The sequence below is a fragment of the Allobosea sp. NPDC003192 genome (assembly GCF_050275675.1).
GTDB lineage: Bacteria > Pseudomonadota > Alphaproteobacteria > Rhizobiales > Beijerinckiaceae > Allobosea.
Genome location: NZ_JBNNPK010000007.1, coordinates 58,264 through 80,898, shown reverse-complemented (window position 1 = coordinate 80,898; position 22,635 = coordinate 58,264). Strand labels below are relative to the sequence as shown.

21 protein-coding genes are annotated in these 22,635 nt (G+C 66.8%); 16 read left to right on the top strand and 5 right to left on the bottom strand.

Annotation, left to right across the window (positions count from 1 at the left end; translation table 11 throughout):
- Positions 1 to 21: 21 nt before the first annotated feature.
- Positions 22 to 657, bottom strand: coding sequence for a pyridoxamine 5'-phosphate oxidase family protein (locus ACQKLX_RS11730; RefSeq protein WP_427361756.1), 636 nt, complete (start codon positions 655 to 657; stop codon positions 22 to 24).
- 84 nt (positions 658 to 741) lie between these two features.
- Positions 742 to 1,569 (bottom strand): phosphogluconate dehydrogenase C-terminal domain-containing protein, encoded by an 828-nt coding sequence (locus tag ACQKLX_RS11725; protein WP_427361755.1) that lies wholly within the window; start codon positions 1,567 to 1,569, stop codon positions 742 to 744.
- Between the two features lie 220 nt (positions 1,570 to 1,789).
- Here ACQKLX_RS11725 and ACQKLX_RS11720 point away from each other — a divergent pair, with 220 nt between their 5' ends.
- Genes ACQKLX_RS11720 through ACQKLX_RS11710 form a run of 3 tightly spaced genes read left to right on the top strand, consistent with a single transcriptional unit; the run spans position 1,790 to position 4,654 of the window.
- Positions 1,790 to 2,983: a CaiB/BaiF CoA transferase family protein gene (locus ACQKLX_RS11720; RefSeq protein WP_427361915.1), complete on the top strand. Its 1,194-nt coding sequence runs from the start codon at positions 1,790 to 1,792 to the stop codon at positions 2,981 to 2,983.
- A gap of 10 nt (positions 2,984 to 2,993) precedes the next feature.
- Complete coding sequence (locus tag ACQKLX_RS11715) at positions 2,994 to 3,776, top strand: enoyl-CoA hydratase/isomerase family protein (RefSeq protein WP_427361754.1); 783 nt, start codon at positions 2,994 to 2,996, stop codon at positions 3,774 to 3,776.
- Entirely contained in the window at positions 3,773 to 4,654 is an 882-nt protein-coding gene (locus tag ACQKLX_RS11710; RefSeq protein ID WP_427361753.1) for an NAD(P)-dependent oxidoreductase, read from the top strand. Before ACQKLX_RS11715 ends, ACQKLX_RS11710 begins: the two co-directional genes overlap by 4 nt.
- 196 nt (positions 4,655 to 4,850) lie before the next feature.
- On the opposite strand, the gene ACQKLX_RS11705 is transcribed toward ACQKLX_RS11710, so the two are convergent.
- Positions 4,851 to 5,579 (bottom strand): GntR family transcriptional regulator, encoded by a 729-nt coding sequence (locus ACQKLX_RS11705; RefSeq protein WP_427361752.1) that lies wholly within the window; start codon positions 5,577 to 5,579, stop codon positions 4,851 to 4,853.
- 117 nt (positions 5,580 to 5,696) lie between these two features.
- Between ACQKLX_RS11705 and ACQKLX_RS11700 the strand changes: the two genes are divergently transcribed.
- The 8 genes from ACQKLX_RS11700 (at position 5,697) to ACQKLX_RS11665 (ending at position 14,311) form a co-directional block, all read left to right on the top strand.
- Positions 5,697 to 6,368 (top strand): cyclase family protein, encoded by a 672-nt coding sequence (locus tag ACQKLX_RS11700; RefSeq protein ID WP_427361751.1) that lies wholly within the window; start codon positions 5,697 to 5,699, stop codon positions 6,366 to 6,368.
- 39 nt (positions 6,369 to 6,407) lie between these two features.
- Positions 6,408 to 7,805, top strand: a complete 1,398-nt coding sequence (locus ACQKLX_RS11695) for a flagellar biosynthesis protein FlgA (protein ID WP_427361750.1) — start codon at positions 6,408 to 6,410, stop codon at positions 7,803 to 7,805.
- Between the two features lie 165 nt (positions 7,806 to 7,970).
- Positions 7,971 to 8,936 (top strand): amidohydrolase family protein, encoded by a 966-nt coding sequence (locus tag ACQKLX_RS11690; RefSeq protein ID WP_427361749.1) that lies wholly within the window; start codon positions 7,971 to 7,973, stop codon positions 8,934 to 8,936.
- Positions 8,936 to 9,478 carry a TRAP transporter small permease gene (locus ACQKLX_RS11685; protein ID WP_427361748.1) on the top strand — a complete coding sequence of 181 codons (543 nt, stop codon included), beginning with the start codon at positions 8,936 to 8,938 and terminating at the stop codon, positions 9,476 to 9,478. The genes ACQKLX_RS11690 and ACQKLX_RS11685 overlap by 1 nt, the downstream gene beginning before the upstream one ends.
- Complete coding sequence (locus ACQKLX_RS11680; protein ID WP_427361747.1) at positions 9,478 to 10,761, top strand: TRAP transporter large permease subunit; 1,284 nt, start codon at positions 9,478 to 9,480, stop codon at positions 10,759 to 10,761. Before ACQKLX_RS11685 ends, ACQKLX_RS11680 begins: the two co-directional genes overlap by 1 nt.
- Before the next feature lie 38 nt (positions 10,762 to 10,799).
- Positions 10,800 to 11,795 carry a TRAP transporter substrate-binding protein gene (locus ACQKLX_RS11675; protein WP_427361746.1) on the top strand — a complete coding sequence of 332 codons (996 nt, stop codon included), beginning with the start codon at positions 10,800 to 10,802 and terminating at the stop codon, positions 11,793 to 11,795.
- 286 nt (positions 11,796 to 12,081) lie between these two features.
- Positions 12,082 to 13,407 (top strand): LLM class flavin-dependent oxidoreductase, encoded by a 1,326-nt coding sequence (locus ACQKLX_RS11670; protein ID WP_427361745.1) that lies wholly within the window; start codon positions 12,082 to 12,084, stop codon positions 13,405 to 13,407.
- Positions 13,408 to 13,819: 412 nt separating this feature from the next.
- Complete coding sequence (locus ACQKLX_RS11665; protein ID WP_427361744.1) at positions 13,820 to 14,311, top strand: GAF domain-containing protein; 492 nt, start codon at positions 13,820 to 13,822, stop codon at positions 14,309 to 14,311.
- Between the two features lie 190 nt (positions 14,312 to 14,501).
- On the opposite strand, the gene ACQKLX_RS11660 is transcribed toward ACQKLX_RS11665, so the two are convergent.
- Both ACQKLX_RS11660 and ACQKLX_RS11655 read right to left on the bottom strand, forming a co-directional pair.
- Positions 14,502 to 15,548: an aldo/keto reductase gene (locus ACQKLX_RS11660; protein ID WP_427361743.1), complete on the bottom strand. Its 1,047-nt coding sequence runs from the start codon at positions 15,546 to 15,548 to the stop codon at positions 14,502 to 14,504.
- A 137-nt stretch (positions 15,549 to 15,685) separates the two neighbouring features.
- On the bottom strand, positions 15,686 to 16,456 hold the full coding sequence (locus ACQKLX_RS11655; protein WP_427361742.1) for a DeoR/GlpR family DNA-binding transcription regulator: 771 nt from the start codon (positions 16,454 to 16,456) through the stop codon (positions 15,686 to 15,688).
- 289 nt (positions 16,457 to 16,745) lie between these two features.
- Between ACQKLX_RS11655 and ACQKLX_RS11650 the strand changes: the two genes are divergently transcribed.
- The 5 genes from ACQKLX_RS11650 (at position 16,746) to ACQKLX_RS11630 (ending at position 22,518) form a co-directional block, all read left to right on the top strand.
- Positions 16,746 to 17,660, top strand: a complete 915-nt coding sequence (locus ACQKLX_RS11650; RefSeq protein WP_427361741.1) for a PfkB family carbohydrate kinase — start codon at positions 16,746 to 16,748, stop codon at positions 17,658 to 17,660.
- Between the two features lie 189 nt (positions 17,661 to 17,849).
- A complete protein-coding gene (locus ACQKLX_RS11645) occupies positions 17,850 to 19,256 on the top strand; it encodes a class II fructose-bisphosphate aldolase (RefSeq protein ID WP_427361740.1) in 1,407 nt (468 codons plus the stop codon).
- Positions 19,257 to 19,342: 86 nt separating this feature from the next.
- A complete protein-coding gene (locus ACQKLX_RS11640) occupies positions 19,343 to 20,623 on the top strand; it encodes an ABC transporter substrate-binding protein (protein WP_427361739.1) in 1,281 nt (426 codons plus the stop codon).
- Positions 20,624 to 20,734: 111 nt separating this feature from the next.
- A complete protein-coding gene (locus ACQKLX_RS11635) occupies positions 20,735 to 21,628 on the top strand; it encodes a carbohydrate ABC transporter permease (RefSeq protein WP_427361738.1) in 894 nt (297 codons plus the stop codon).
- Positions 21,625 to 22,518, top strand: a complete 894-nt coding sequence (locus ACQKLX_RS11630) for a carbohydrate ABC transporter permease (RefSeq protein WP_427361737.1) — start codon at positions 21,625 to 21,627, stop codon at positions 22,516 to 22,518. Before ACQKLX_RS11635 ends, ACQKLX_RS11630 begins: the two co-directional genes overlap by 4 nt.
- The last annotated feature ends 117 nt before the right edge of the window (positions 22,519 to 22,635 follow it).

Below are 22,635 nucleotides of genomic sequence, written 5' to 3'. Positions count from 1 at the left end.
GCCCTCCGATGCCGCGCGCGCTCAGTAGAGCCGCGTGCGATAGGCCTCTTCCAGATTGGCGTCGGCCTCGGCGGCGTCGACCGCCCTGGTCTGCTCGGCGACGATGCGGCCAAGAGTCGGGAAGCTGGAGCGCTCGACCTGCGCCTCCTGCGCCCAGAGCTTCGAGCGGAGCAATGCCTTGCCGCAATGGAAATAGGCCTCGTCGACCTCGACGATCAGGCCGAGCTTCGGCGCCTTCTCCTGCATGGCCATCGGCTCCAGCAGCGCGGCGTCGGTCGTCATCCGCGCTCTGCCATTGACGCGCAGGGTCTCGGTGATCCCCGGCACGAAGAAGACCAGGCCGACGCCCGGCGAACTCAGCACGTTGCGGAAGGAATCGATCCGGTTGTTGCCGCGGCGATCCGGGATCAGCAGCGTCCGCTCGTCGAGCACCTCGACGAAGCCCGGCCCGTCGCCACGCGGACTGGCATCGACCCCGCCCTCGCGGTCGGCGGTGGCCAGCACGAGAAAGGGCGAAAGCGCAATGAAGTCGCGGCAGAACCTGTCGAGCCGGTCGAGCACTTTCTTCTGCACGACCAGGGATTCCTCGCCGACGATCGCACGCAGCTGGGTTGCATCATCGACCGTGGTGCCGGGCTTCTGGCTGATCGCGCTCATCTCAAGTCTCCAAAGGCGTGCCGACCCAGCCGGCGAAGCAGCCATAACATGGCTTCGAAATCGGTCGAAGCCTCGGCACAACCTTCAGGTGATGCGCCGGACGCTGTCGGCGATCTCGTCCGGCTCGAACAGGCGCTTCCAGTCCGGCCGGAGGATCGTCTCCTTGCCGAAGACGATCGCCTTGTTGCAGGCGTCGGAGAACACGCCCTGGACCTCGCCGAAGGTCACCGCTGCCAGGATGTTCATGTGCCCAAGAAGGAAGTCGCGCGCCGCCTCGCGCGGCACGCCGCGGGCGATCGCCTCCTCCATCGCCTCGCGCATCGCGTCGAGCAATGTGGCACAGACGGTTTCGGAGAGGCCCGGCTCGAGAATCGCCATCTGCTCGACGGTGACGCGGTGCGAGCGCATCACCGGCGCCCAGATCGCCCGCGCGACCTCCTCGCCAACAGCGTAGTGCGCCTCCGGCCCCTGCATCAGCGCATTGACGATGTGCTGCTTCGCCGCGATGCCACCGAAATGGTCGGCGCGCGCCGCCTCCTCCGTTTCATCGTTGAAGATCGGCGGATGGCAGGGATGGGTGACGAAATAGGTGATGTCGGCTCGCTCGGGCAGATGGCCGGCATGAGGCGCCGCGGCGTCGAGGATGACGACGATCGTCCCGGCTGCCAGCTTCGGCACGAGGCCGGCCGCGACAGCGCCAACGGCGGTATCCGGCACCGCCAGGATCACGACATCCGCCCCCGCGATCGCGGTATCCGGCTCGATGCAGGCCGCACCGAAGGCTTCGCGGATGCGGTCCTGGCCGGCCGGGCTGATCTCGACATGGCGCGTCTCGAAGCGCGAGCGGGCGAGATTGCGGCCGAGCCGCATGCCCATCTTGCCGCCGGCACCGAACAGTGCGACCACCGTCATCGTTGTCCTCCCGCATCCGCGCGTCCGCTGCCGACGCTCTCCGACAAGCTCGCAGGGCTTTCCACTGGACGTCAACGCCGGCGTTCCCCTGCTTGCATGCTGCCGTTGTCCTGCTGGCGCATGGGTCGCCCCTCAATCTTGCATGCAAGATGATGCTTTAGATTGACGCCCCCGAACGATGACGGGATAGTCGGCGCCCTTGTCACGCATCCGGATCACCATGCCCCGTCCGACGCCGTCCACCGCCCTCGAACGCCTGCGCGTGCTCGATTTGACGCGCGTGCGCGCCGGACCGACCTGCGCCCGCATCTTCGCCGACTTCGGCGCCGACGTGATCAAGATCGAAAGCCCGCCGGGTGTCGACCCCAACGAGAACATGAGCGGACCGCGGCATGGCTATGACATGCAGAACCTGCACCGGAACAAGCGCTCGCTGACTCTCAACCTGAAGAAGGAACCGGCCAAGGCGATCCTGCGCAAGCTGATCGCCGATGCCGACCTCCTGGTCGAGAACTTCCGGCCGGATGTGAAGGAGCGGCTTGGCCTCGATTTCGAGACGCTGCACGCCCTCAATCCGCGCCTGATCCTGGTCTCGATCTCCGGCTTCGGCCAGAGCGGGCCGTACCGGTTGCGCGCCGGCTTCGACCAGATCGCCCAAGGCATGGGCGGGATGATGTCGGTCACGGGCCTGCCCGGCCAGGGTCCGGTGCGCGCCGGCATCGCCGTAGCCGATTCCGCTGCCGGGCTCTATGGCGCGATCGGGGCGCTGGTCGCGCTGCAGGAGCGCGCTGTCTCCGGCAAGGGACAGTGGGTCCAGACTTCGCTGCTCGAAGCGCAGATCGGCATGATGGACTTCCAGGTCGCGCGCTATCTGGTCGAGGGCAAGGTGCCGCCGCAGGCCGGCAACGACCATCCCTATGCGACGCCGATGGGCGTCTACGCGACCCGCGACGGCCACATCAATCTCGGCGTCGGCGCCGAGGGGCACTGGCGCTCCTTCTGCGGCGCGATTGGCCGGCCCGAGCTCGCGACCGATCCGCGCTATGACAATATGGAGAAGCGCTTCGCGGCGCGGCCGGAGCTGCGCGTGCTGCTCGAGGAGATCATGTCGACGCAGGACAGCGCCTACTGGCTCGACGCCTGCGAGAAGGCTTCGGTGCCGGCCGGGCCGATCTATGCGGTCGATGCCGTCTTCGACGATCCGCAGGTGCAGCACCTCGGTATCGCGCAGCCGGTCAATCACCCCGCGATCGGCGACATCCGCGTCGTCGGCCAGCCCGTCAGCCTGTCGCGCACGCCCTCCAGCATCGCGACGCCGACGCCGGACGCCGGCGACCACAACCTCGAAATCCTCACCGAGCTCGGCTTCGACGAGGCGGCCATTGCCGGCCTCAAGGCCGAAGGCGCGATCTGAAAGGCATCCGATGAACGACGAGATTCTCTACGACGTCGCCGATGGCGTCGGCACGGTCACGCTCAACCGGCCGCAGGCGCGCAACGCCTTGACCTTCGCCATGTATGAGGGGCTGGCCGAAATCCTCGGCAATCCCGAAAAGCACGGCGCACCGAAGGTGTTCGTCGTCACCGGCGCCGGCGAGAAGGCCTTCGCCGCCGGCACCGACATCTCCCAGTTCCGCCAGTTCAAGACGGCGGAGGACGCCCTCGCCTATGAGAACCGGATCGAGCGGGTGATCACCACGATCGAGAGCTGCCCGGTGCCGACCATCGCGGCGATCGCTGGCGCGGTCACCGGCGGCGGCGCGGCGATCGCCTGCGCCTGCGACCTCCGGATCGCGACGCAATCGGCCCGCTTCGGCTTCCCGGTGGCGCGCACGCTCGGCAACTGCCTGTCGATGGCGAACTATGCCCGCCTCGCCAGCCTGCTCGGCCCGGCCCGCGTCAAGGACATCATCTTCACCGCAAGGCTGGTCGAGGCAGATGAAGGCCATCGCATCGGCCTTTATAACGAGCTCGTCGCCGACCATGCCGCCCTGATGGCGCGGGTGAAAGAGTTGGCCGAGACGATCCGCGGCCACGCGCCATTGACCATGCGCGCCACCAAGGAGGCGCTGCGCCGGCTGACAGTGGCGGCAAGCGCCGATGTCGACGGCGATGACCTCGTCACCCTCTGCTACACCAGCGCCGATTTCCGCGAGGGCATGGAAGCCTTCCTCGGCAAGCGCACGCCGAACTGGCAGGGCAAATGAGCGAGACCATCGGCTTCATCGGCCTCGGGCTGATGGGCGCGGGCTTCTGCAAGCGCCTGATCGCGACGGGTCGCAGCGTCATCGGCTACGATCTCGATCCGGCCCGGCGGGCTGAAGCCGAGGCGCTCGGCGTCGCGCTTGCCGCCTCCCCGGCGGAGGTGGCCGAGCGCGCCAATCCCGTCTGCATCGCCGTGACCACCACCAAGGCGGTGCAGGCGGTGGTAACAGGCGAAGGCGGCATCCTCTCTGCCAAGACGCGGCCCGGCGCGGTCGTCATCGACTTCTCGACCACCGAGATCGCCGTGACCAAGGCGCTCGCGGCGAAGCTGGCGCAAGCCGGCATCGGCTTCATCGACGCGCCCGTCTCAGGCGGCCCGCCGGCAGCCGAAGCCGGCAAGCTCGCGATCATGGCTGGCGGTGCGCCGGAGGCGATCGAGGCGGTACGGCCGCTGGCCGAGAGCCTCGGCCTCTTCACCCATATGGGCGCGGTCGGCGCCGGCCAGGCGACCAAACTGGTCAACCAGGCGCTGTGCCTGACCAATTATGTCGTCGTGGCGGAATCGCTGCGGCTCGCGGAAGCCTATGGCGTCGACGCCGACAAGATCCCGGCGGCGCTGGCGCCCGGCCTCGGCAACTCGGCGGTGCTGCAGGCGATGATGCCGCGCATGGTCGCGCGCGATTTCGCGCCGAAGGGCTATGCCCGGCAGGTGCTGAAAGACCTGGAGATGCTGATGGAAGCCGGGCGCGAGCAGCATCTCGCCATGCCCATGGTCGCCCAGGCGACGACGCTCTACCGGATGCTGGTCGCGCAGGGCCATAGCGAGCTCGACGCGATCGCTGTGCTGAAGATGCTGCCGGAGGTTGGGCAGGCGCACTGACGAGACGCTACTCTCGCATAGGCAACGACAGATTGGACATCCGCGGGATCCCCTCTCCCGGGTGGGAGAGGGGTAGGGGTGAGGGACCGCCGCCGGTAGTTAGGGCGAAGCGGGACGACGGCGCCTTATACGGTTGGGGCAGGCCCTCATCCCTGCCCTTCTCCCACACGGGAGAAGGGTTCCCCGCTCCCTTCATCTAGGCTCCCGCCTCTCCCCTCTCTTTCAGCGCCGCGACGAGCCCGGACAGTCCATTGCGGACATGCTCGCGCAGACGCTGGCTCGCCAATGCGGCATCGCCAGCGGTGAGCGCCGCCAGGATCTGCTCATGCTCCTGGATCGCCATCTTCCAGCGCTTCGGCCAGAGATTCGAGGAATAGCGGGCCCGGTCGACCCGGAGCGCCAGCAATTCCCAGATCCAGAGCAGCACGGGGTTGCCCGCGAGCTCGATGATGCGGCGATGGAAGGCCTTGTTCGCCTCGAAATAGCCGGGCAGCTCGTCGCGGGTGTGATGCAGCATCATCCGGTAGTGCAGCATGCCGATCTCGGCGACGGCCTCGTCGGTGGCGCGCGCGGCCGCGAGCTCTCCAGCCAGCCCCTCGATCGTCGAAACGACGTCGATCAACGCCTCGATTTCGCCGACATCGAGCTCGGCAACCACTGACGATTTGTTAGGCAGCGCACGCAGCAGGCCATCCTGGGTCAAAGTCTTGATCGCTTCGCGCACCGGAGTGCGCGAGACGCCGAGCTGCAGGCAGAGCTCGCGCTCGTTCAGCTTGGCGCCGGGCGCCAGCGCGCCGGTGACGATCAGGTTGCGCAGCTTCGCGACCGTGCTGCCATGCAGAGCGCCCTTGCGCCGGCCCGGTTCGGGTTGCGGAACCTGAGCGAGAAGCGCTGCGAGCGGGGTCGTGTCGGCCGGACTATCCATGGCTCCTGTATATCGCGCCGCCAGCCCGCTGTCGAAAAATTCTTGCATGCAAGAATTCAGCCCCCTAGAACGGAGCCGCCGGATAGCCGGCATCCTTTCCGCAATCCGGACAGCGCCATGCACATCGTCGACCTCTCCATGCCGATCGCGCCGCATTTCCGCTGGCCGGTGGAGCTTTCGATCAAGGGCGACATCGCGGCGGGCGACCAGTTCAGGGTCTCGAAGATCAACGGCCCCTGCCACGGCTTCTCGCATGTCGACGCACCCGCCCATTTCGTCGCCGGCGCGCCGACGATCGAAGCGACGCCGCTCAGCCAAGTCGTCGGGCCCTGCCGCGTGCTCGACCTCAGCGGGCGCCCGGCCAATGAGCCGATCGGCCCCGAGCACCTCGCCGCTGCCGATCCCGGCGGCGCTGACGGCGAGATCCTGCTGCTGGCGACCCAGTGGAACGACCGGCGCGATTACAACGACAAGAGCTTCTGGACCGAAGCGCCCTGGCTGACGCTGGAGGCCGCGCAATGGCTGGCGGAGCGCAAGCCGACAGCCGTCGCCTTTGATTTCCCGCAGGACTACCCGATCCGCCTCCTGCTCGAAGGCAAGGAGGTGCCCAAGCCCGAGCATGTGACGCACCACGTCCTGCTCAGCCATGGCGTCACGCTGATCGAATACGTCGTCAACACCAGCAAGCTTGAGGCGCCGCGCAACCTGTTCTCGGCGGCGCCGCTGCTGATCCCGAATGCCGACGGCGCCCCCGCCCGCATCTACGTCATCGAAGGCCTGCCGGTCTGACGACCGCCGCCCTGCCCTGTCCAAACGAAAGCGACTCCAGTGAACATCGAGAACCTGTTCGCGCTGAAGCCCAGCGCGCCCGATCGCGTGATCTCCGCTGCGCTGGTCGGCGCCGGCGAGTTCGGCGCGAGCTTCATCGGCCAGGCCCGGCGCGCGCCGCATATCGAGCCGCGCGTCGTCTGCGATCTCGATATCGGCCGCGCCCGCAAGGCGGCGCTTGCCGGCGGCCTGAGCGAGACCGAGATCGTCGATTGCCATAGTGCCGCCGAGGCCAAGGCCGCGCTCGGGCGCGGGCTGGTCGCGCTGATCGGCGATGCTGCCCATCTCGAAGGGCTGCCCGTCGATGTCGTCGTCGAGGCGACCGGCGATCCGGAAGGGGCGGCGATGACCGCGCTCGCGGCGATCGAGGCCGGGCGCCATCTCGTCATGGTGACCAAGGAGGCCGAGTGCATCATCGGCCCGATCCTGGCCCATCGCGCCAGGCAGAACGGCGTCGTGCATACCCCGGTCGACGGCGACCAGCCGAGCCTGCTGATCGGCCTGATCGGCTGGGCCCGCCTGCTCGGCCTGCCGATCGTCGCCGCTGGCAAGTCGTCCGAATCCGATTTCGTCTGGGACCCCGAGGCCGGCACCGTCACCGCCTGGGAAAAGGCCGTGCCGGCAGCCGATTTCGCCGCGGCTTTCGGCAAGCTCGGCAGCGACCCGCTCAGCCTGCTCGACACCCGCGCCAAGCTGCCCTTCCCGCGCGCTACCGTACCCGATCTCTGCGAGATGGGGATCGTCGCCAACCATACCGGGCTGATGCCTGACGTGGCTGCGATGCATGCACCGATCGCGCGCACGACCGAACTGCCGAGCCTGTTCCGCCCTGCGTCCGAGGGCGGACTGCTCGCCGGCACGGGCCGGGTCGACATGTTCAACTGTCTGCGTCGGCCGGACGAGCTCTCCTTCGCCGGCGGCGTCTTCGTCATCGCCGAGACGCCTGATCTCGCGACCGGCAAGCTCTTTGCCGGCAAAGGCATCCCGTGCTCGCCGGATGGCCGCTATGTCCTGCTGCACAATCCCGTGCACCTGCTCGGGGCGGAAGCGCCGATGTCGGCGCTCTCGGCCGCACTGCTCGGCCAGTCGACCGGCGGCGCCGAGGTGCTGCCGCGCGTCGACCTGACGGCGCGGGCAAGCCGCGATCTCAAGCCCGGCGAGACGCTGACGATGGGCTATCGCCACGTCATCGAAGGGCTGGAGCCGCAATTGACACCCGCCCGCCCGCTCGGGCCGAGCGAGCCCGTCCCCTACTACCTCACTGCCGGCCGACCGGTTGTACGCAAGGTGGCGCGCGGCGCCGTCGTCACCTGCGCCGACATCGCACTCGACGAGAGCACGACGCTGGTTCGCCTGCGCCGCGAGCAGGACGCGCTGTTCAACCCCGGCGCGCTTTGACTTTGCGGCAACATTCTGTATGCAGCATACAACACTCAGACAGAACTAATCGCAGGCGGGCAACCGCTGAGGAAACGATCGGGAGGCAGGATGACGGGCGCGAGCACCGGACCGGCCGGGCACGGCCCGAACCACACCTGCCTTCCAGCGCAGCGGAGCTGAGCCATGGTGGCAAGCTCCGACCAGCGCGATCGCTTCCTCGCCTCCGGCGTCGATGACGATCTGCCGATCATCGACGCCCACCACCACTTCTTCGATCTTGCCCGCAATTATCACCCCTGGCTGAGCGACCACCCGGTCGCCTTTCGCTATGGCGACTACAGCGCGATCAAGCGCGACTTCATGCCGGCCGACTACCAACAAGCCATCGCCGGGCACCTCATCGTCGGCAGCGTGCTGATGGAAGGCGAATGGGACCCGCGCGATCCGATCGGCGAGATGCGCTGGGCTTCCGAGGTCGCGCGCGAGCATGGCCTGCCGAATGCCGCGATCGGCCAGATCTGGCTCGACCGCGACGATGTCGGTGAGGTCGTCGCGGCTTATCGCGACATGCCCCTGGTCCGCAGCGTCCGACACAAGCCCAAGGCCGTCGCCCGCGCGGATCACCGCCCGGACTTCGCCGCGCCTGGCTCGATGCGCGATGTCAGATGGCGTGACGGCTATGCCCTGCTGGCGAAAGCGGGACTCAGCTTCGACCTGCAAACGCCGTGGTGGCATCTGGACGAAGCCGCCGAGCTCGCCCGCGATTTCCCCGAGACCACCATCATCCTGAACCATGCCGGCCTGCCGGCCGACCGCAGTGCCGAGGGTCTTGCCGCCTGGCGCGCGGTGCTGGACCGGCTGGCACGCGAGCCCAATGTGGTCGCCAAGATCTCCGGCATCGGCGTGCCCGGACAGGCCTGGACGCTTGAGTTGCAGGCGCCGGTGATCGCAGGCGTGATTGCGGCCTTCGGCGCCGAGCGCTGCGCCTTCGCCAGCAATTTCCCGGTCGATAGCCTCTGTGCCTCGTTCGGCACGATCTTCGACGTGTTCAAGGCCGCCGTCCGCGAGCGGCCGGCGACCGAACGCCTCGCTCTGTTCCATGACAACGCCGCGCGCTGGTACGGGCTCGCCGCCGAGGGAGCCGCCTGATGAAACTCCGCGCCTTGCTCCTGCGCCTGACCGAGGATGTGCTGATCGCCGGCTTCGTCGTGATGATCGCCATGGTCTTCGGCAATGTCGTGCTGCGCTACGCCTTCAGTTCCGGCATCATCTCCTCGGAGGAATTGTCGCGGCTGATCTTCGTCTGGCTGACCTTCGGCGGCGCCTTCCTGGTGGCGAAGGACGGCCAGCATCTCGGCATGACCACCGTCGTCACCATGCTCGGCCGCAATGGCCGCTGGTGGAGCCGCCTGGCGGTCGAGGCGCTCTCGCTGCTCTGCATGGGCATGCTGGTCGTCGGTTGCTGGCAGCAGGGCGTCATCAATATCGAGAACCACCAGCCGGTCACCGGCGTGCCCGTCGCCGTGACCTATCTCGCCGGCCTCGTCGGCGGCATGGGCATCGGCGCGCTTAACCTGATCGCGCTCATGCGGCTGCTGACCGGCCGCATGCCGGATGACGAGCTCGTCGTCGGGGCGGAATCGGAAGAGCTCACCGCCTTCGAGAACCAGCAGGCGGCGGAGAAGCGCTGATGACCGTCTTCATCTTCCTGGGGTCGCTGATCGGCGCGATGATGCTCGGCATGCCGATCGCGATGGCGCTGCTGGTCTGCGGCGTCGCGCTGATGCTGCAGCTCGGCACCTTCGACTCGCAGATCCTGGCGCAGAACCTGATCGGCGGCGCCGATTCCTTCCCGCTGATGGCGGTGCCGTTCTTCATGCTGGCCGGCGAGCTGATGAACGCTGGCGGCCTGTCGCGCCGGATCATCGCGCTGGCGGTAACACTGATCGGCCATGTCCGTGGCGGCCTCGGCTATGTCGCGGTGCTGGCCGCCCTGGTGATGGCGAGCATTTCCGGCTCGGCCGTCGCCGACACCGCCGCGCTCGCGGCGATCCTGCTGCCGATGATGAAGCAAGCCGGCTACAACCTGCCGCGCGCTGCCGGGCTGATCTCGGCCGGCGGCATCATCGCGCCGGTGATCCCGCCCTCGATCGGCTTCGTCGTCTTCGGCGTCGCCGCGGGCGTCTCGATCACGCGGCTGTTTCTGGCCGGTGTCGTGCCCGGCATCCTGATGGGCCTCGCCCTGATCCTCACCTGGTACATCGTCGCCCGCGACGAGCCGGCCGCCCGCGTCAAGCGCGCGAGCCTGCGGGAGATCGGCCAGGCCGTGCTCGACGGGCTCTGGGCGCTGGGCCTGCCCGTCCTGATCATCGGCGGCATGAAGGCCGGCGTCTTCACGCCGACCGAGGCTGCGGTGGTCGCTGCGGTCTATGCCGCCTTCGTCGGCGGCTTCATATATCGCGAGCTGAAGTTCGGCGATCTGCGCCCGGCTCTGCTCGCGGCGCTGAAGACCTCGGCGGCGGTGATGTTCCTGGTCGCGGCGGCGATGGTCTCGGCCTGGCTGATCACCATCGCCGACATCCCAGGCCAGGTTTCGGCCCTGCTCGGCCCGCTGATCGAATACAAGACGCTGCTGATGCTGGCGATGATGTTCCTCGTCGTCATCGTCGGCACCGCGCTCGACTTCATCCCGACCGTGCTGATCCTGACGCCGGTGCTGATGCCGATCGTCAAGCAGGCCGGCATCGACCCGGTCTATTTCGGCGTGATGTTCATCATCAACAACGCCATCGGCCTGCTGACCCCGCCGGTCGGCACGGTGCTCAACGTCGTCTGCGCCGTCGGCCGTATCCCGATGGACAAGGTCATTCGCGGCGTCATGCCGTTCCTGCTGGCACAGCTCGCCGTGCTGCTGCTGCTGATCTTCGTGCCCGAGATCGTCACGGTCCCGGCGCGCTGGCTCTACGGGCGCTGACGCGCCCGTCCGAACAACAACACAGGGAGGAGACGCTCATGACCATCACCCGCAGGACTGCCCTCACCGGCGCGAGCGCCGGCATCGCCCTCTTCGCCATTGGCCGCCCGGCTCTGGCGCAGGCTACGAAGCTGCGCTTCGCCCATCCGCACCCGGAGGCCGACAGTTGGCACAAGGCGGCGCTGCTCTTTGCCGAGCAGGTCAAGGCCAAGAGCCAGGGCCGCTACGAGGTCCAGGTCTTCCCGAATGGCGCGCTCGGCTCGGACGCGCAGACGATCAGCGCGGTGCGCGGTGGCTCGCTCGACATCTGCCTGACCGGCAACCCGTTCTTCACCGGGCTCGCACCCAAGCTCAACGTGCTCGACCTGCCCTTCCTGATCCAGAGCCGCAAGCATGCGGCGGCCGTGATGGACGGCCCGATCGGCGACGGCCTGCGCAAGGAGCTCGAAGGCTCGAATCTCAAGGCGCTCGCCACCTGGGAGATCGGCTGGCGCAACCTGACCAACAACCGCCGCCCGGTCGCGACCGCTGCCGACCTCAAGGGCCTGAAGATCCGCACCACGCCGAACCCGGCCCATATCAAGGCCTTCCAATTGCTCGGCGCGATCCCGACCCCGATGGCCTTCACCGAGCTCTTCACCGCGCTGGAGACCGGCACGGTCGACGGCCAGGAGAATCCGGTGACGCTCATCCTCAACGCCAAGTTCAACGAGGTGCAGAAGCATCTCTCACTGACGCGCCACGCCTTCACCACCGGCCCGCTGGTGATGAACAAGACCAAATTCGACGCGATGCCGGCCGACATCCAGCAGCTGCTCGCCGCCATCGCGCTCGAATGCGCCGGCATCCAGCGCAAGATGAACGAGGACACCGAAGGATCGAGCCTCGATGCGCTGAAGAAGGCCGGCATGCAGGCAGTCGAGAACCCCGATCGCGACTCCCTGGCCAAGGTCGTCACCGCCGAGGTCGAGAAGGAGTTCGTCGGCAAATACGGCAGCGACGTGCTAGACGCGATCAAGAAGGCGGCGGTCTGACGCTGCGGCTCCCAAACCGTCATGCTCGCCCTTGTGGCGAGCATCCACGTCTTGAACACCGCGTTACATCGGGAAAGACGTGGATGGTCGGGACAAGCCCGACCATGACGGGAAGGGCGTATCAGTCCAGAACCGAATTTCTCCGGTTCATGGGCAAGCTGAGACGAACCCTCTCCATCGGCCGCTATCAAGAGACGATTCTTGGCTTTTTGCGGTGCGCCATGGCGCACCGCCCGACGCAGGCATAGCTCAGCAGGCTCTGAGCAACCGCCTGCCGAGGCCAGCCATGACAACCGCGCGCCAGCTTCACTTGGGGGCCTTCATGCGCCCCGTCAGCATCCATACCGGCGCCTGGCGCTATCCCGGCGCCTACCCCGATGCGAACTTCAATTTCGGCCATCTGAAGCGCTTCGCCAGGAAGCTCGAGGCCGGCAAGTTCGACGCCTTCTTCATGGCCGACCATCTCGCCGTGCTGAACATGCCGGTCGAGGCGCTGAAGCGCAGCCATACGGTGACCTCGTTCGAGCCGTTCACCCTGCTCTCGGCATTAGCCGGCGCGACCGAGCGCATCGGCCTCGTCGCCACCGCCTCGACCACTTTCGACGCGCCCTATCACATCGCACGGCGCTTCGCCTCGCTCGACCATATCAGCGGCGGCCGCGCCGGCTGGAACATCGTCACCACCTCGAACCCGGATGCGGCACTGAATTTCGGCCTCGACGCCCATGTCGACCATGGCGAGCGCTATGACCGGGCGCGCGAATTCTACGATGTCGTCACCGGCCTGTGGGATTCCTTCGCCGACGACGCCTTCATCCGCGATCGCGAGAGCGGGCTCTATTTCAATCCGGATAAAATGCGGCGGCTCGATCACAAGGGCGAGCATCTCTCGGTGCGCGGGCCGCTCAACATCGCAAGACCGCCGCAGGGCTGGCCGGTGATCGTCCAGGCCGGCGCCTCCGAGCCCGGCCGCCAGCTCGCCGCCGAGACGGCCGAGGTCGTCTTCGCGGCGCATGGCACGCTCGCAGCCGGCCAGGCCTTCTATGCCGATGTGAAGGGCCGGATGGAGGCGATCGGCCGCAATCCCGACCATCTCAAGATCCTGCCGGGCGTGCTGACCGTGGTCGGCGACAGCGTCGAGGAAGCGCGCGAGAAGCGGGCGCTGCTCGATTCCTTCGTGCACTATGACAGCGCCATCGCCTCGCTCTCGATCGCGCTTGGCCATGACGCCACCGGCTTCGACCCGGACGGCCCCCTGCCCGACATCCCCGAGACCAATCAGAGCAAGAGCGGCCGCGAGCGGACGATCGCGCTCGCTCGCCGCGAGAACCTGACCGTGCGCCAGCTCGCCCAGCGGCTCGGCGGCTATGGCGGGCTCGCCTTCGTCGGCACGCCGAAGACGATCGCCGACGAGATGGAGCAATGGCTCACCGAGCGCGGCAGCGACGGCTTCAACGTGATGTTCCCCTATCTGCCGGAGGGGCTCGACGATTTCGTCGACAAGGTCGTGCCGGAACTGCAGCGGCGTGGCCTGTTCCGGCGGGAGTATCAGGGGCCGACGCTGCGCGACCATCTCGGCCTGCCGCGGCCGGCCAACCGGCATTTCACCTGAACCAACTTCGACGGCCCTTGTGGCAGGCGGGAAATGCGTCTGTCGCGACAGCCTGTAATCGTGGACGATTTTACCTAGTGTCATCAAACCTTTGGAAAGCCGTTTCATTGACCTCGGAGCGGCGATTGCGAATGATCTGAACATCGGACCGCAGCGATGCGGGCCGGTCGCGGGATTTGCCGGAGCAGCTTGCACCGCGTCACCAAAGCTAAAAGCGCCACGATGCTGTCGTGGGCTCCCGATCGGAGACGCATGATGGTCTACGTGCTCTATTTCGCCACCCGGCAATTGCGGCGGCTCTCCGCCTTCCTGCTCTGGACGCGCAGCTGCCCCCCGCCCTCCGGCCGGCAATAGCCCTCGCAAAATCCGCTTGGGCGGCGCATATCCAGCCTCGACTCTATGGAGGCGAGCCATGTTCCAGGCGGCAACGATCTCGGCCAGCGACAAGCCGGGCTTCTACAGGGAGCTCGTCCAGCAGCTCGAAGGCCTGCTGCATGGCGAGCGCGACGCGATCGCCAACGCCGCCAACCTCTCGGCCCTGCTCTATGACGCGATGCCGCGGCTGAACTGGGCCGGGTTCTATCTGATGCGCGGCGGCGAGCTGGTGCTCGGCCCGTTCCAGGGCAAACCGGCCTGCGTGCGCATCCCGGTCGGGCGCGGCGTCTGCGGCACGGCTGTGGCGCGGCGCGAGTCGGTGCTGGTCGAGGACGTGCACGCCTTCCCCGGCCACATCGCCTGCGACGCCGCCTCGCGCTCCGAGCTGGTCGTGCCACTGATCCGCGACGGCGAGGTCATCGGCGTGATCGACCTCGACAGTCCGGAGCCCGGCCGTTTCGACGCCGACGACCAGGCAGGCATCGAATCGATCGCCAGCCTCTATCTCGAAGCCAGCGACCGCTTCTGACCGGACTCCCGTCATTCCGGGGCAGGCCGTAGGCCTGAGCCCGGAACCCATGAACACCAGTACTTCGGACGAGCCGCGGATCGGTCGGCGCCTCCTTCGCGGAGCGTGGTGTTCATGGATTCCGGGCTCTTTGCTACGCAAAGCCCCGGAAAGACGCGAAGGTCGCCGATCCCACTCGCGCTGCCGACGCTCAGCCCACCCGGCGCGGGTCGGGCTTCGTCCGGTTGGCGCCCTGGCGCTCCAGCATCCAGCCCGGATACTCCTTCGGCAGCGCGCTGACGGCGTCGAGCGCTGCCAGCTCGTCGGCAGTGAACGAGAGCTCGGTCGCGGCGATATTCTCGCTGAGCTGCTCGGGCCGCTTGGCGCCGATAATGACGCTGGTCACCGCCGGCTGGTGCAGCAGCCAGGCGAGCGCCACCTGCGCGACCGAGGCCTTGTGCGCCTCGGCGATCGGCCGCATCACGTCGATGACGTCATAGCCGCGCTCGCGATCGACCGGCGGGAAGTCGAAGCTGGCCCGCCTGCCCTCGCCGCCCTGCTCGTTGCGGCGGTCGTATTTGCCCGAGAGCAGGCCGCCGGCGAGCGGGCTCCAGACCATCAGCCCGACCCGCTCCGAGAGCAGCATCGGCGCAATCTCGCGCTCGAGGTCACGGCCGGCGATGGTGTAATAGGCCTGCAGCGAAGCGATGCGGGCGAGGTGCCGGCGCTCGCAGATGCCGAGCGCCTTGGCGACCTGCCAGGCCGCCCAGTTCGAGACGCCGACATAGCGCACCAGCCCCTGCCGGACGAGCGCATCGAGCGCCTCGAGCGTCTCCTCCATCGGCGTGACGCTGTCGAAAGCGTGGATCTGGTAGAGGTCGACATGGTCGAGCTGGAGCCGCTTCAGGCTGGCCTTGGCCTGTTCGAGGATGTGGTAGCGGCTGGCGCCGGAGCCGTTCGGCCCCTGCCCCATCCGGCCATAGACCTTGGTGGCGACGACGACCTCGTCGCGGGCAATACCGAGATTGCGCAGGGCCTGGCCGGTGATCAGCTCGGAATTGCCCTCGGCATAGACATTGGCGGTGTCGATGAAATTGATGCCGGCATCGAGCGCGGTCTTCACCAGCCCATCGGCCTCCTGCTGATCGAGCCGGCCGATATTGCCCCAGATGCCGGCATCGCCACCTCCGAAGGTCATGGTGCCCAGGCACAGTTCGGAGACGAGCAGGCCGGTCTGGCCAAGCGTTTGATAGCGCATGACGTGTCTCTTTCGACGATAGGATTTTTCGACTGACGCGGCCGCGGCGGGAGCGCCCATATGGCGCGGGCGGCCTCTTCGGAGGATAGGAGCCTGACCCCGCGACGCGCAACGCGTCGGCGCTCACCGTTGCGTGATCAGCCGGCGACGATCAGCTCGCAACGTGCATCGCGGATCACCTGCGCCGTCGCGGCCGGCGGTTGGCGGTCGGTCACCAAGGTCGAGATCTCGCTGAGATGGGCGAGGCGCGCCATGGCGACGCGGCTGAACTTGGTGTGGTCGGCGAGCAGGACCGAACGGCGGGCATTGCGCAGCATGGTGCGCCCGACCACCGCCTCGTCGTCACGGTATTCGAGCAGGTTCCCGGCGGCGTCGATGCCGCCGATGCTGGTCATGTGCAGGTCGCAGCGATAATTCTCGATGAAGGCGGCGGCATGCATGCCGCCGCAGGCTCGGTTCGGCCCGAGCCAGTGGCCGCCGGTGATCAGGATCGAGATCTCCGGGCATTTGTCGAGGATCGCCGCCGCGGCCGTGCTGTTGGTGACGACGCGCAGGCCGCGCGGGCGGCGCTCGGCGACCGCCTTGGCGAAAGCATCCATGGTCGTGCCTGGCGTCATGAACAGCGAAGTTCCCGGCGTCACCAGCTCGGCGGCGGCGCGGGCGATCGCGGCCTTCTCCGTCGCGGTCTCGACCACACGCAGGCCGTAGTCGGTATTCGCCGTCGAGAGATTGGCGCTCGCTCCGCCGTGATGACGTCGCAGCAGGCCACGATCGGCGAGGTCCTGCAGATCGCGCCGGACGGTCTGTGGCGTGACGTTGAAGGCCGAGACGATCTCCTCGATCGCGACATAGCCGCGCTTGCCGAGGATATCGAGAATGTCGGAGTGGCGTTTGCTCAGCGGTTCCATTGCAGGCCTGCTTCAGAGCCGAACCCGGATGGGTTGTATCAACCTATCGATGAAACCGTCTCTACGACCAGTCGCACTGTTTGCGCAATGCGCGTTTGCGAAAATGATGTTGCGAAAGTGAAAGCGTCGGGCATCATCTCCTTCGCCGCGCAACCGGATCCTGCCGGCACGACAGAGAACGAGATCCGGCGGGACGGAATATGCTGACCACGCGGCCAGGGAGCCGGCGGATATCCCGCCATGCGCGCTTCATCCAATCGATCACCCTTTCCGCCCGGGCGGGACAGGCATGAGCGGCCGCAGGATCGTCTGCGTCGGCAACCTCGTCCAGGACGAGGTCTTCGAGGTCGAGGCCCTGCCCTCGGCCGGCATCAAGACCGGCGTGCTTGCTTACGTCGAGCGCTTCGGCGGGCCGGCCGCGACCGCCGCGGTGGCGATCTGCCATCTCGGCGGGCAAGCCGCTTATTGGGGCCGGGTCGGCGCCGATGCGGCCGGCGAGACGGGCCTGCGGCTGCTGCGCGGCCATGGCGTCGACTGCAGCGGCGTCGCGATCCTATCGGAGGGGCGCACGCTGCGGGCAATCGTGCTGGTCGACCGGCGCGGTGAGCGCAGCATCGTCTCAAACCGGCGCAGCCTCTCGCAGGATGCGAGCGTGCTGCCGCAGGACAGGCTGGACCAGGCTGGCGCCGTGCTGGCCGATACGCGGTGGCCGGGCGGTGCAGGAATCGTCCTGGACCGCGCCCATCAAGCCGGCATCCCGAGCGTGCTCGATGTCGATGGCGGCACACCGGAGGACAACCAACGCCTGATCGCCAAGGCCGATCACATCGTCTTCTCGGCCGAGGGCCTGCGCGACTACGCCGGCGACGGGCCGGCCGAGGAGCTGCTCCGGCGCTGCGCCAACGGCTCCGGCAAGGTCTTCGCCGTGACGCGCGGCAGCGCCGGCAGCCTCTGGCTGATCGATGGCAAACTCGTCAGCGTCCCCGCCTTCAAGGTCGAAGCGAAGGACACCACCGGCTGCGGCGACGTCTTCCATGGCGCCTATGCACTCGGGCTCTGCGAGGGACAGAGCCCGGTCGAGGCGGCGCGCATGGCGGCGGCCGTCGCGGCGCTCAAGGCCGAGCGCGCCAATGGCTGGGACGGCATGCCCGATCGCACCGCCGTCCAGGCCTTGCTGGCAACCGGTAAAACACATCCGAACTGAGGTTATGTCGATTGCGCATTGCAACATGGCTTATGTTGCAATGCGCGAAAACGATAATATGACTTGCGATAACGAAAACACCATGCATTGATTGCGAACGTGACGAGGCAGCGGTCCGACCCGCCTCGCCGGAAGCCCGGAGCCCCGCCGGCGCTGTCCGTTTCGAAGCCGTTTTCGAAGGTATGACCCATGGCATGCGCCTCGCTCGCTGAGCTCACCGACGACCTCAAGACGATCGGCGTCGATCTCGCCGGCTCCTCGCCCGACTTCAGCAAGAGCAAGCGTCCGCCGGATGCGATGATCGACCGCTGGGCCGAGACGGCGGCGCTGGCCGAGCCGGAGGCACGCTCGGTCGCGATCTGGGCGATCCGCGAGGCCGCCCATGCCGCCGGCATCGTGCCCGCTTCGATCCAGGAGCTTTATCTCGCCTGCGCTGCCGGCAAATGGTCGGGCAAGACCGTGCCGGCGATGAACCTGCGCGGCTGGAGCTATCACACCTGCCGCGCCGTCTTCCGCGCCGGCCAAGAGCTCGATTCCAAGCTCTTCATCTTCGAGCAGGCGGTGGGCGAAGCGCTCTATGCCCAGCAGCCGCCGCTGGAATACGCCGCGGCGGTGCTCGCCGCAGCGCTGCGCGAGGGCCACACCGGCCCGGTCTTCCTGCAGGCCGACCATGACCAGATCAATGCCAAGGCCTACCTCGCCGACCCGAAGGCCGAGGTGCGCAAGCTCGAAAACATCATGCGCGAGCAGGTTGCCGCCGGCATGTACAGCATCGACATCGACGCCTCGACGGTGGTCGACCTGTCGCTGGCGACGGTCGAGGACCAGCAGCGCGTCAATGCCGAGCTGACCGCGCATTTCACGCAGTTCGTACGCGGCATCGAGCCCAAGGGCGTCTCGATCTCGCTCGGCGCCGAGATCGGCGAGGTCGGCCATGAGAACACCACACCGGAAGAGCTGCGCGCCTTCATGAAGGTCTATCTCGAGGAGATGGCCAAGCGCAGCGCCAAGCTGCCGATCGTCAGCAAAATCTCGATCAACTCCGGCACCTATCACGGCGGCAAGGTGCTGCCCGACGGCACGCTCGCCGACGTCAACGTCGACTACGACCTGCTGAAGACAATCTCGACGATCTGCCGCAAGGAGTACAACATGGCCGGCGCGGTCCAGCACGGCGCCTCGACCCTGCCCGGCACGCAGCTCGCCAAGCTTCCGAAGGCGGAGGCGGTCGAGGTCCATCTCGCACTCGGCTTCAACAACCTGATCTTCGACCACCCGGCCCTGCCGCAGGCCTTGAAGGACCAGATCCGGGAGTACACCTTCGCCAACCATCTCTCCGAAAAGGGAGCGGGCGAGACCGACGCGCAGTTCTTCTACAACACCCGCAAGAAGTCCTGGAAGGTGATGAAGAAGCCGTTCTGGGAGATGCCCAAGGAGGCGGAGACCGCGATCATGGCCTCGCTGCAGGAGATGTTCCGCAACATGTTCACCTGGATGAATGTCGGCGGGACGAGCAAGCTGGTCGACGAGAACACCACGCTGGTCAAGGTCGCGCCGCCCGTGCCCGAGGCCCTGCAAAAGGCTCGCGCGGCCTGAGCCGCGCCTGTTCCGGCGCCCGCAACGACGGATGCGCCGCTGATCAAGAAGACTGCCAAAGGGACAATCAACGGGAGGAAACGCATATGGATCAGCACCGCAGGTCTTCCTTGCTGACGCTCGCGGCGATGGCGCTCGCCTCGGCGATCAGCCTGCCGACGCTCGCGCTAGCCCAGCAGAAAGAGGTTCGCTGGGGCCAGTGGAAGGGCACCGAGGTCGGCGAGAAGTTCATGGGCGAGCTCAAGGCCGCCTTCGAGAAGGACCATCCCGACATCAAGCTGACGCCGGTCGACTCGCCGTTCACCGGCTTCCATGACCGCGCCATCGTGCTGCACCAGGCCAAGAAGCTGCCGGACGTGTTGCTGGTCCAGGTCGACTGGGTCGCCGAATTCGCCGATCTCGGCATGATCGAGCCGATCGACGCGCGCATCGCCAAGGAGCCGAAGGAGTTCTTCGCGAACATCCCCGAGACCTTCCATGCCAAGTGGAAGGGCAAGCAGTACTACCTGCCGATCGAGAGCGGCGCGGTGGCGCTGTTCTGGAACACCGACCGGTTCAAGGAAGCCGGTCTCTCCGGTCCGCCGAAGACCTGGGACGAGTTCGCCGAGTACTCGCGCAAGCTGACCAATCCCGACAAGCGCCAGTTCGCGGTCACCGGCACGCTCCAGGCCGAGCCGCCGACCAACATGACCTACGACATCTACCCCCTGCTGCTGCAGGGCGGCGCGACGATCATGGACCCGGCGACCAACAAGGCCGTGTTCAACAGCCCCGAAGGCGTCGCCGCGATCGAGTGGTACATCGAGCGGATGAACAAGGACAAAGTCTCGGTGCCGGGCGTGCTGAGCAATGGCGAGAAGGAAAAGCGCGCCAACTTCGCCTCCGGCAATGTCGCGATGATGTTCGAAGGGCCGTGGGGCGTCGCCATCCAGAAGCAGCTCAACCCGAACCTCAACTACGACATCGCGCCGCTGCCGAAAGGCAAGAGCACCGGCACAATGGTGCGCGGCTCGCTCAACACCATCAGCAGCCAGGCGCAGGACAAGGATGCGGCCTGGACCTTCATGAAGTGGCTCTCGGGCCCGAAGGGCATCGAGATGTGGGCGAAGGGCACCGGCGGCTTCCCGGCCCGCACCGATGTCTCCAGCCAGGACTGGTTCAAGGAGCGCAAGCTGTTCCAGGCCTTCGTCACGCAGATGGCGCAGCCGAACGCGCAATCGCCGTTCCTGTCGATGCCGAACGCCGTGCAGATGAACAAGGTGATGACCACCGAAATCCAGAACGCGGTGCAGGGCAAGAAGACCGCCAAGCAGGCGCTCGATGACGCGGCGGCCGAGTGGAACAAGGTCCTGGCCGCGGCGAAGTGATCGCCTGACACCATCATTCCCGGCCGGAGATGTTCCGGCCGGTCCCTCTCCCCTCGCTCAGAGCCGGATGCTTGCCTAGCAGGCAGCCAACTCCGCAACGATCGGCGAGTCATGCTGCTGACGCTCAAACGCAAATACCGCGAGGAATTCCTGGCCGCGTCCTTCCTGTGGCCGTCGCTGCTGATCCTCGTCGCGCTCCTGATCTATCCGCTGATCGACGTGATCCGCCTGAGCTTCCACGACAGCAACCTCCAGCGCGAGGTCTGGGTCGGCTTCGGCAACTACATCGCGCTCGCCAATGATCCGCTGTTCTGGCGCGCCTTCTGGCAGACCGTCGTCTTCACCTTCTTCAGCGTGGTGCTGCACCTTGTGATCGGGCTTGGCCTCGCGCTGCTGCTCAACATGAATCTCGACCCGGCCTTCCGCACCCTCGCGCGTGGCCTGCTGATCGTGCCCTGGCTGCTGGCGCCGACCGTAGCAGGCATGATCTGGGTGCTGATGCTGCAGCCCTTCGGCGTGCTCAACGGCCTGCTCGCCTCGCTCGGCATCATCGACGCCAACTTCACCATCTCCTGGCTCGGCGATCCCTCGACGGCGCTCGGCTCGGTGACGGCGATGAATGTCTGGCGTGCCTTCCCCTTCTTCATGGTGATGCTGCTCGCCGGCCTGCAGGCGATCCCTAAGCAGCTCTACGAGGCGGCCGAGATCGACGGCGCCTCGCTGTTCCGGCAGTTCTGGCACATCACCCTGCCGCAACTGCGCGGCGTCATCACCACGATCGTCCTGCTCGACTCGATCTGGACCTTCCGCGCCTTCGACCCGGTCTATGTGATGACCGGCGGCGGGCCGGCGCACTCTTCGGAAGTGCTGGCGACGGCGATCTATTTCGACGGCTTCCAGAAGCTGAAATTCGGCTACGCCTCGGCCGAGGCCGTGGTCATGTTCATCGTGCTGTTCATCGTCAGCGCCATCTATGTCCGCCGAACCATGAGCAACCAGCAATGACCGTCGCCCAGCTCGGCGCTGCCGCGCATACACGCCCCTATCTCGGCAAGATCGGCATTCGCGGGCGCGAGCGCCTGATCAACGCCGCCTCTTACCTCCTGCTGCTGGTCGCGATCGCGATCGTGTTCTTCCCGCTCGCCTGGATGCTGACGGTCTCGGTGCGTCCGAACATCGAGGTGATGCGAATGCCGCCGGAGTGGCTGCCGCAGGTCTTCACGCTGGAAGGCTACCGCAAGATCTTCGCGAGCCCGCGCTATCTCCTCGTCTTCGCCAACACGATGGTGATTTCGCTACTGGTGACCGTGCTTTCGCTGATCCTCGGGGCGATGGCGGCCTATGCGCTGGCGCGCTTCAAATTCGCCGGCCAGCGGGCCGTGCTGATGTTCCTGATCACCACGCAGATGTTCCCGCTGGTGCTGCTCTGCATCCCCTATTTCCGGATCTTCATCACGCTCGGGCTCTACGATACCCGCACCTCGCTGGTGATCGTCTACCTGACCTTCACCCTGCCCTTCTGCATCCTGATGCTGCGCAGCTACTTCATCAACATACCCCGCGACATCGAGGAGGCGGCGATGGTCGACGGCTGCTCGCGGCTGGGCGCGATCTTCCGGACGCTGGTGCCGATGTCCTATCCCGCCTTCATCGGCGCCGGGCTCTACACCTTCCTGCTCGCCTGGAACGAGTTCCTGTTCGCGGTGGTGCTGATCGAATCCTGGGAGAACCGGGTGCTGACCATGGCGATCTACAGCCTCATGGCCGAATTCGTCACCGACTGGAACACGATGATGGCCTTCTCGGTGCTGGCGAGCCTGCCTCTGGTGATGGCCTTCATCTTTCTGCAGAAGTTCATGGTCCAGGGCATGACGGCAGGGGCGCTGACGTCTTAGCGGAGGCTCGCCGTCATTCCTGTCCGTCATGCTCGCCCTTGTGGCGAGCATCCACGTCTTGAACACCGCACTGCTCGAAGGAAGACGTGGATGGTCGGGACAAGCCCGACCATGACG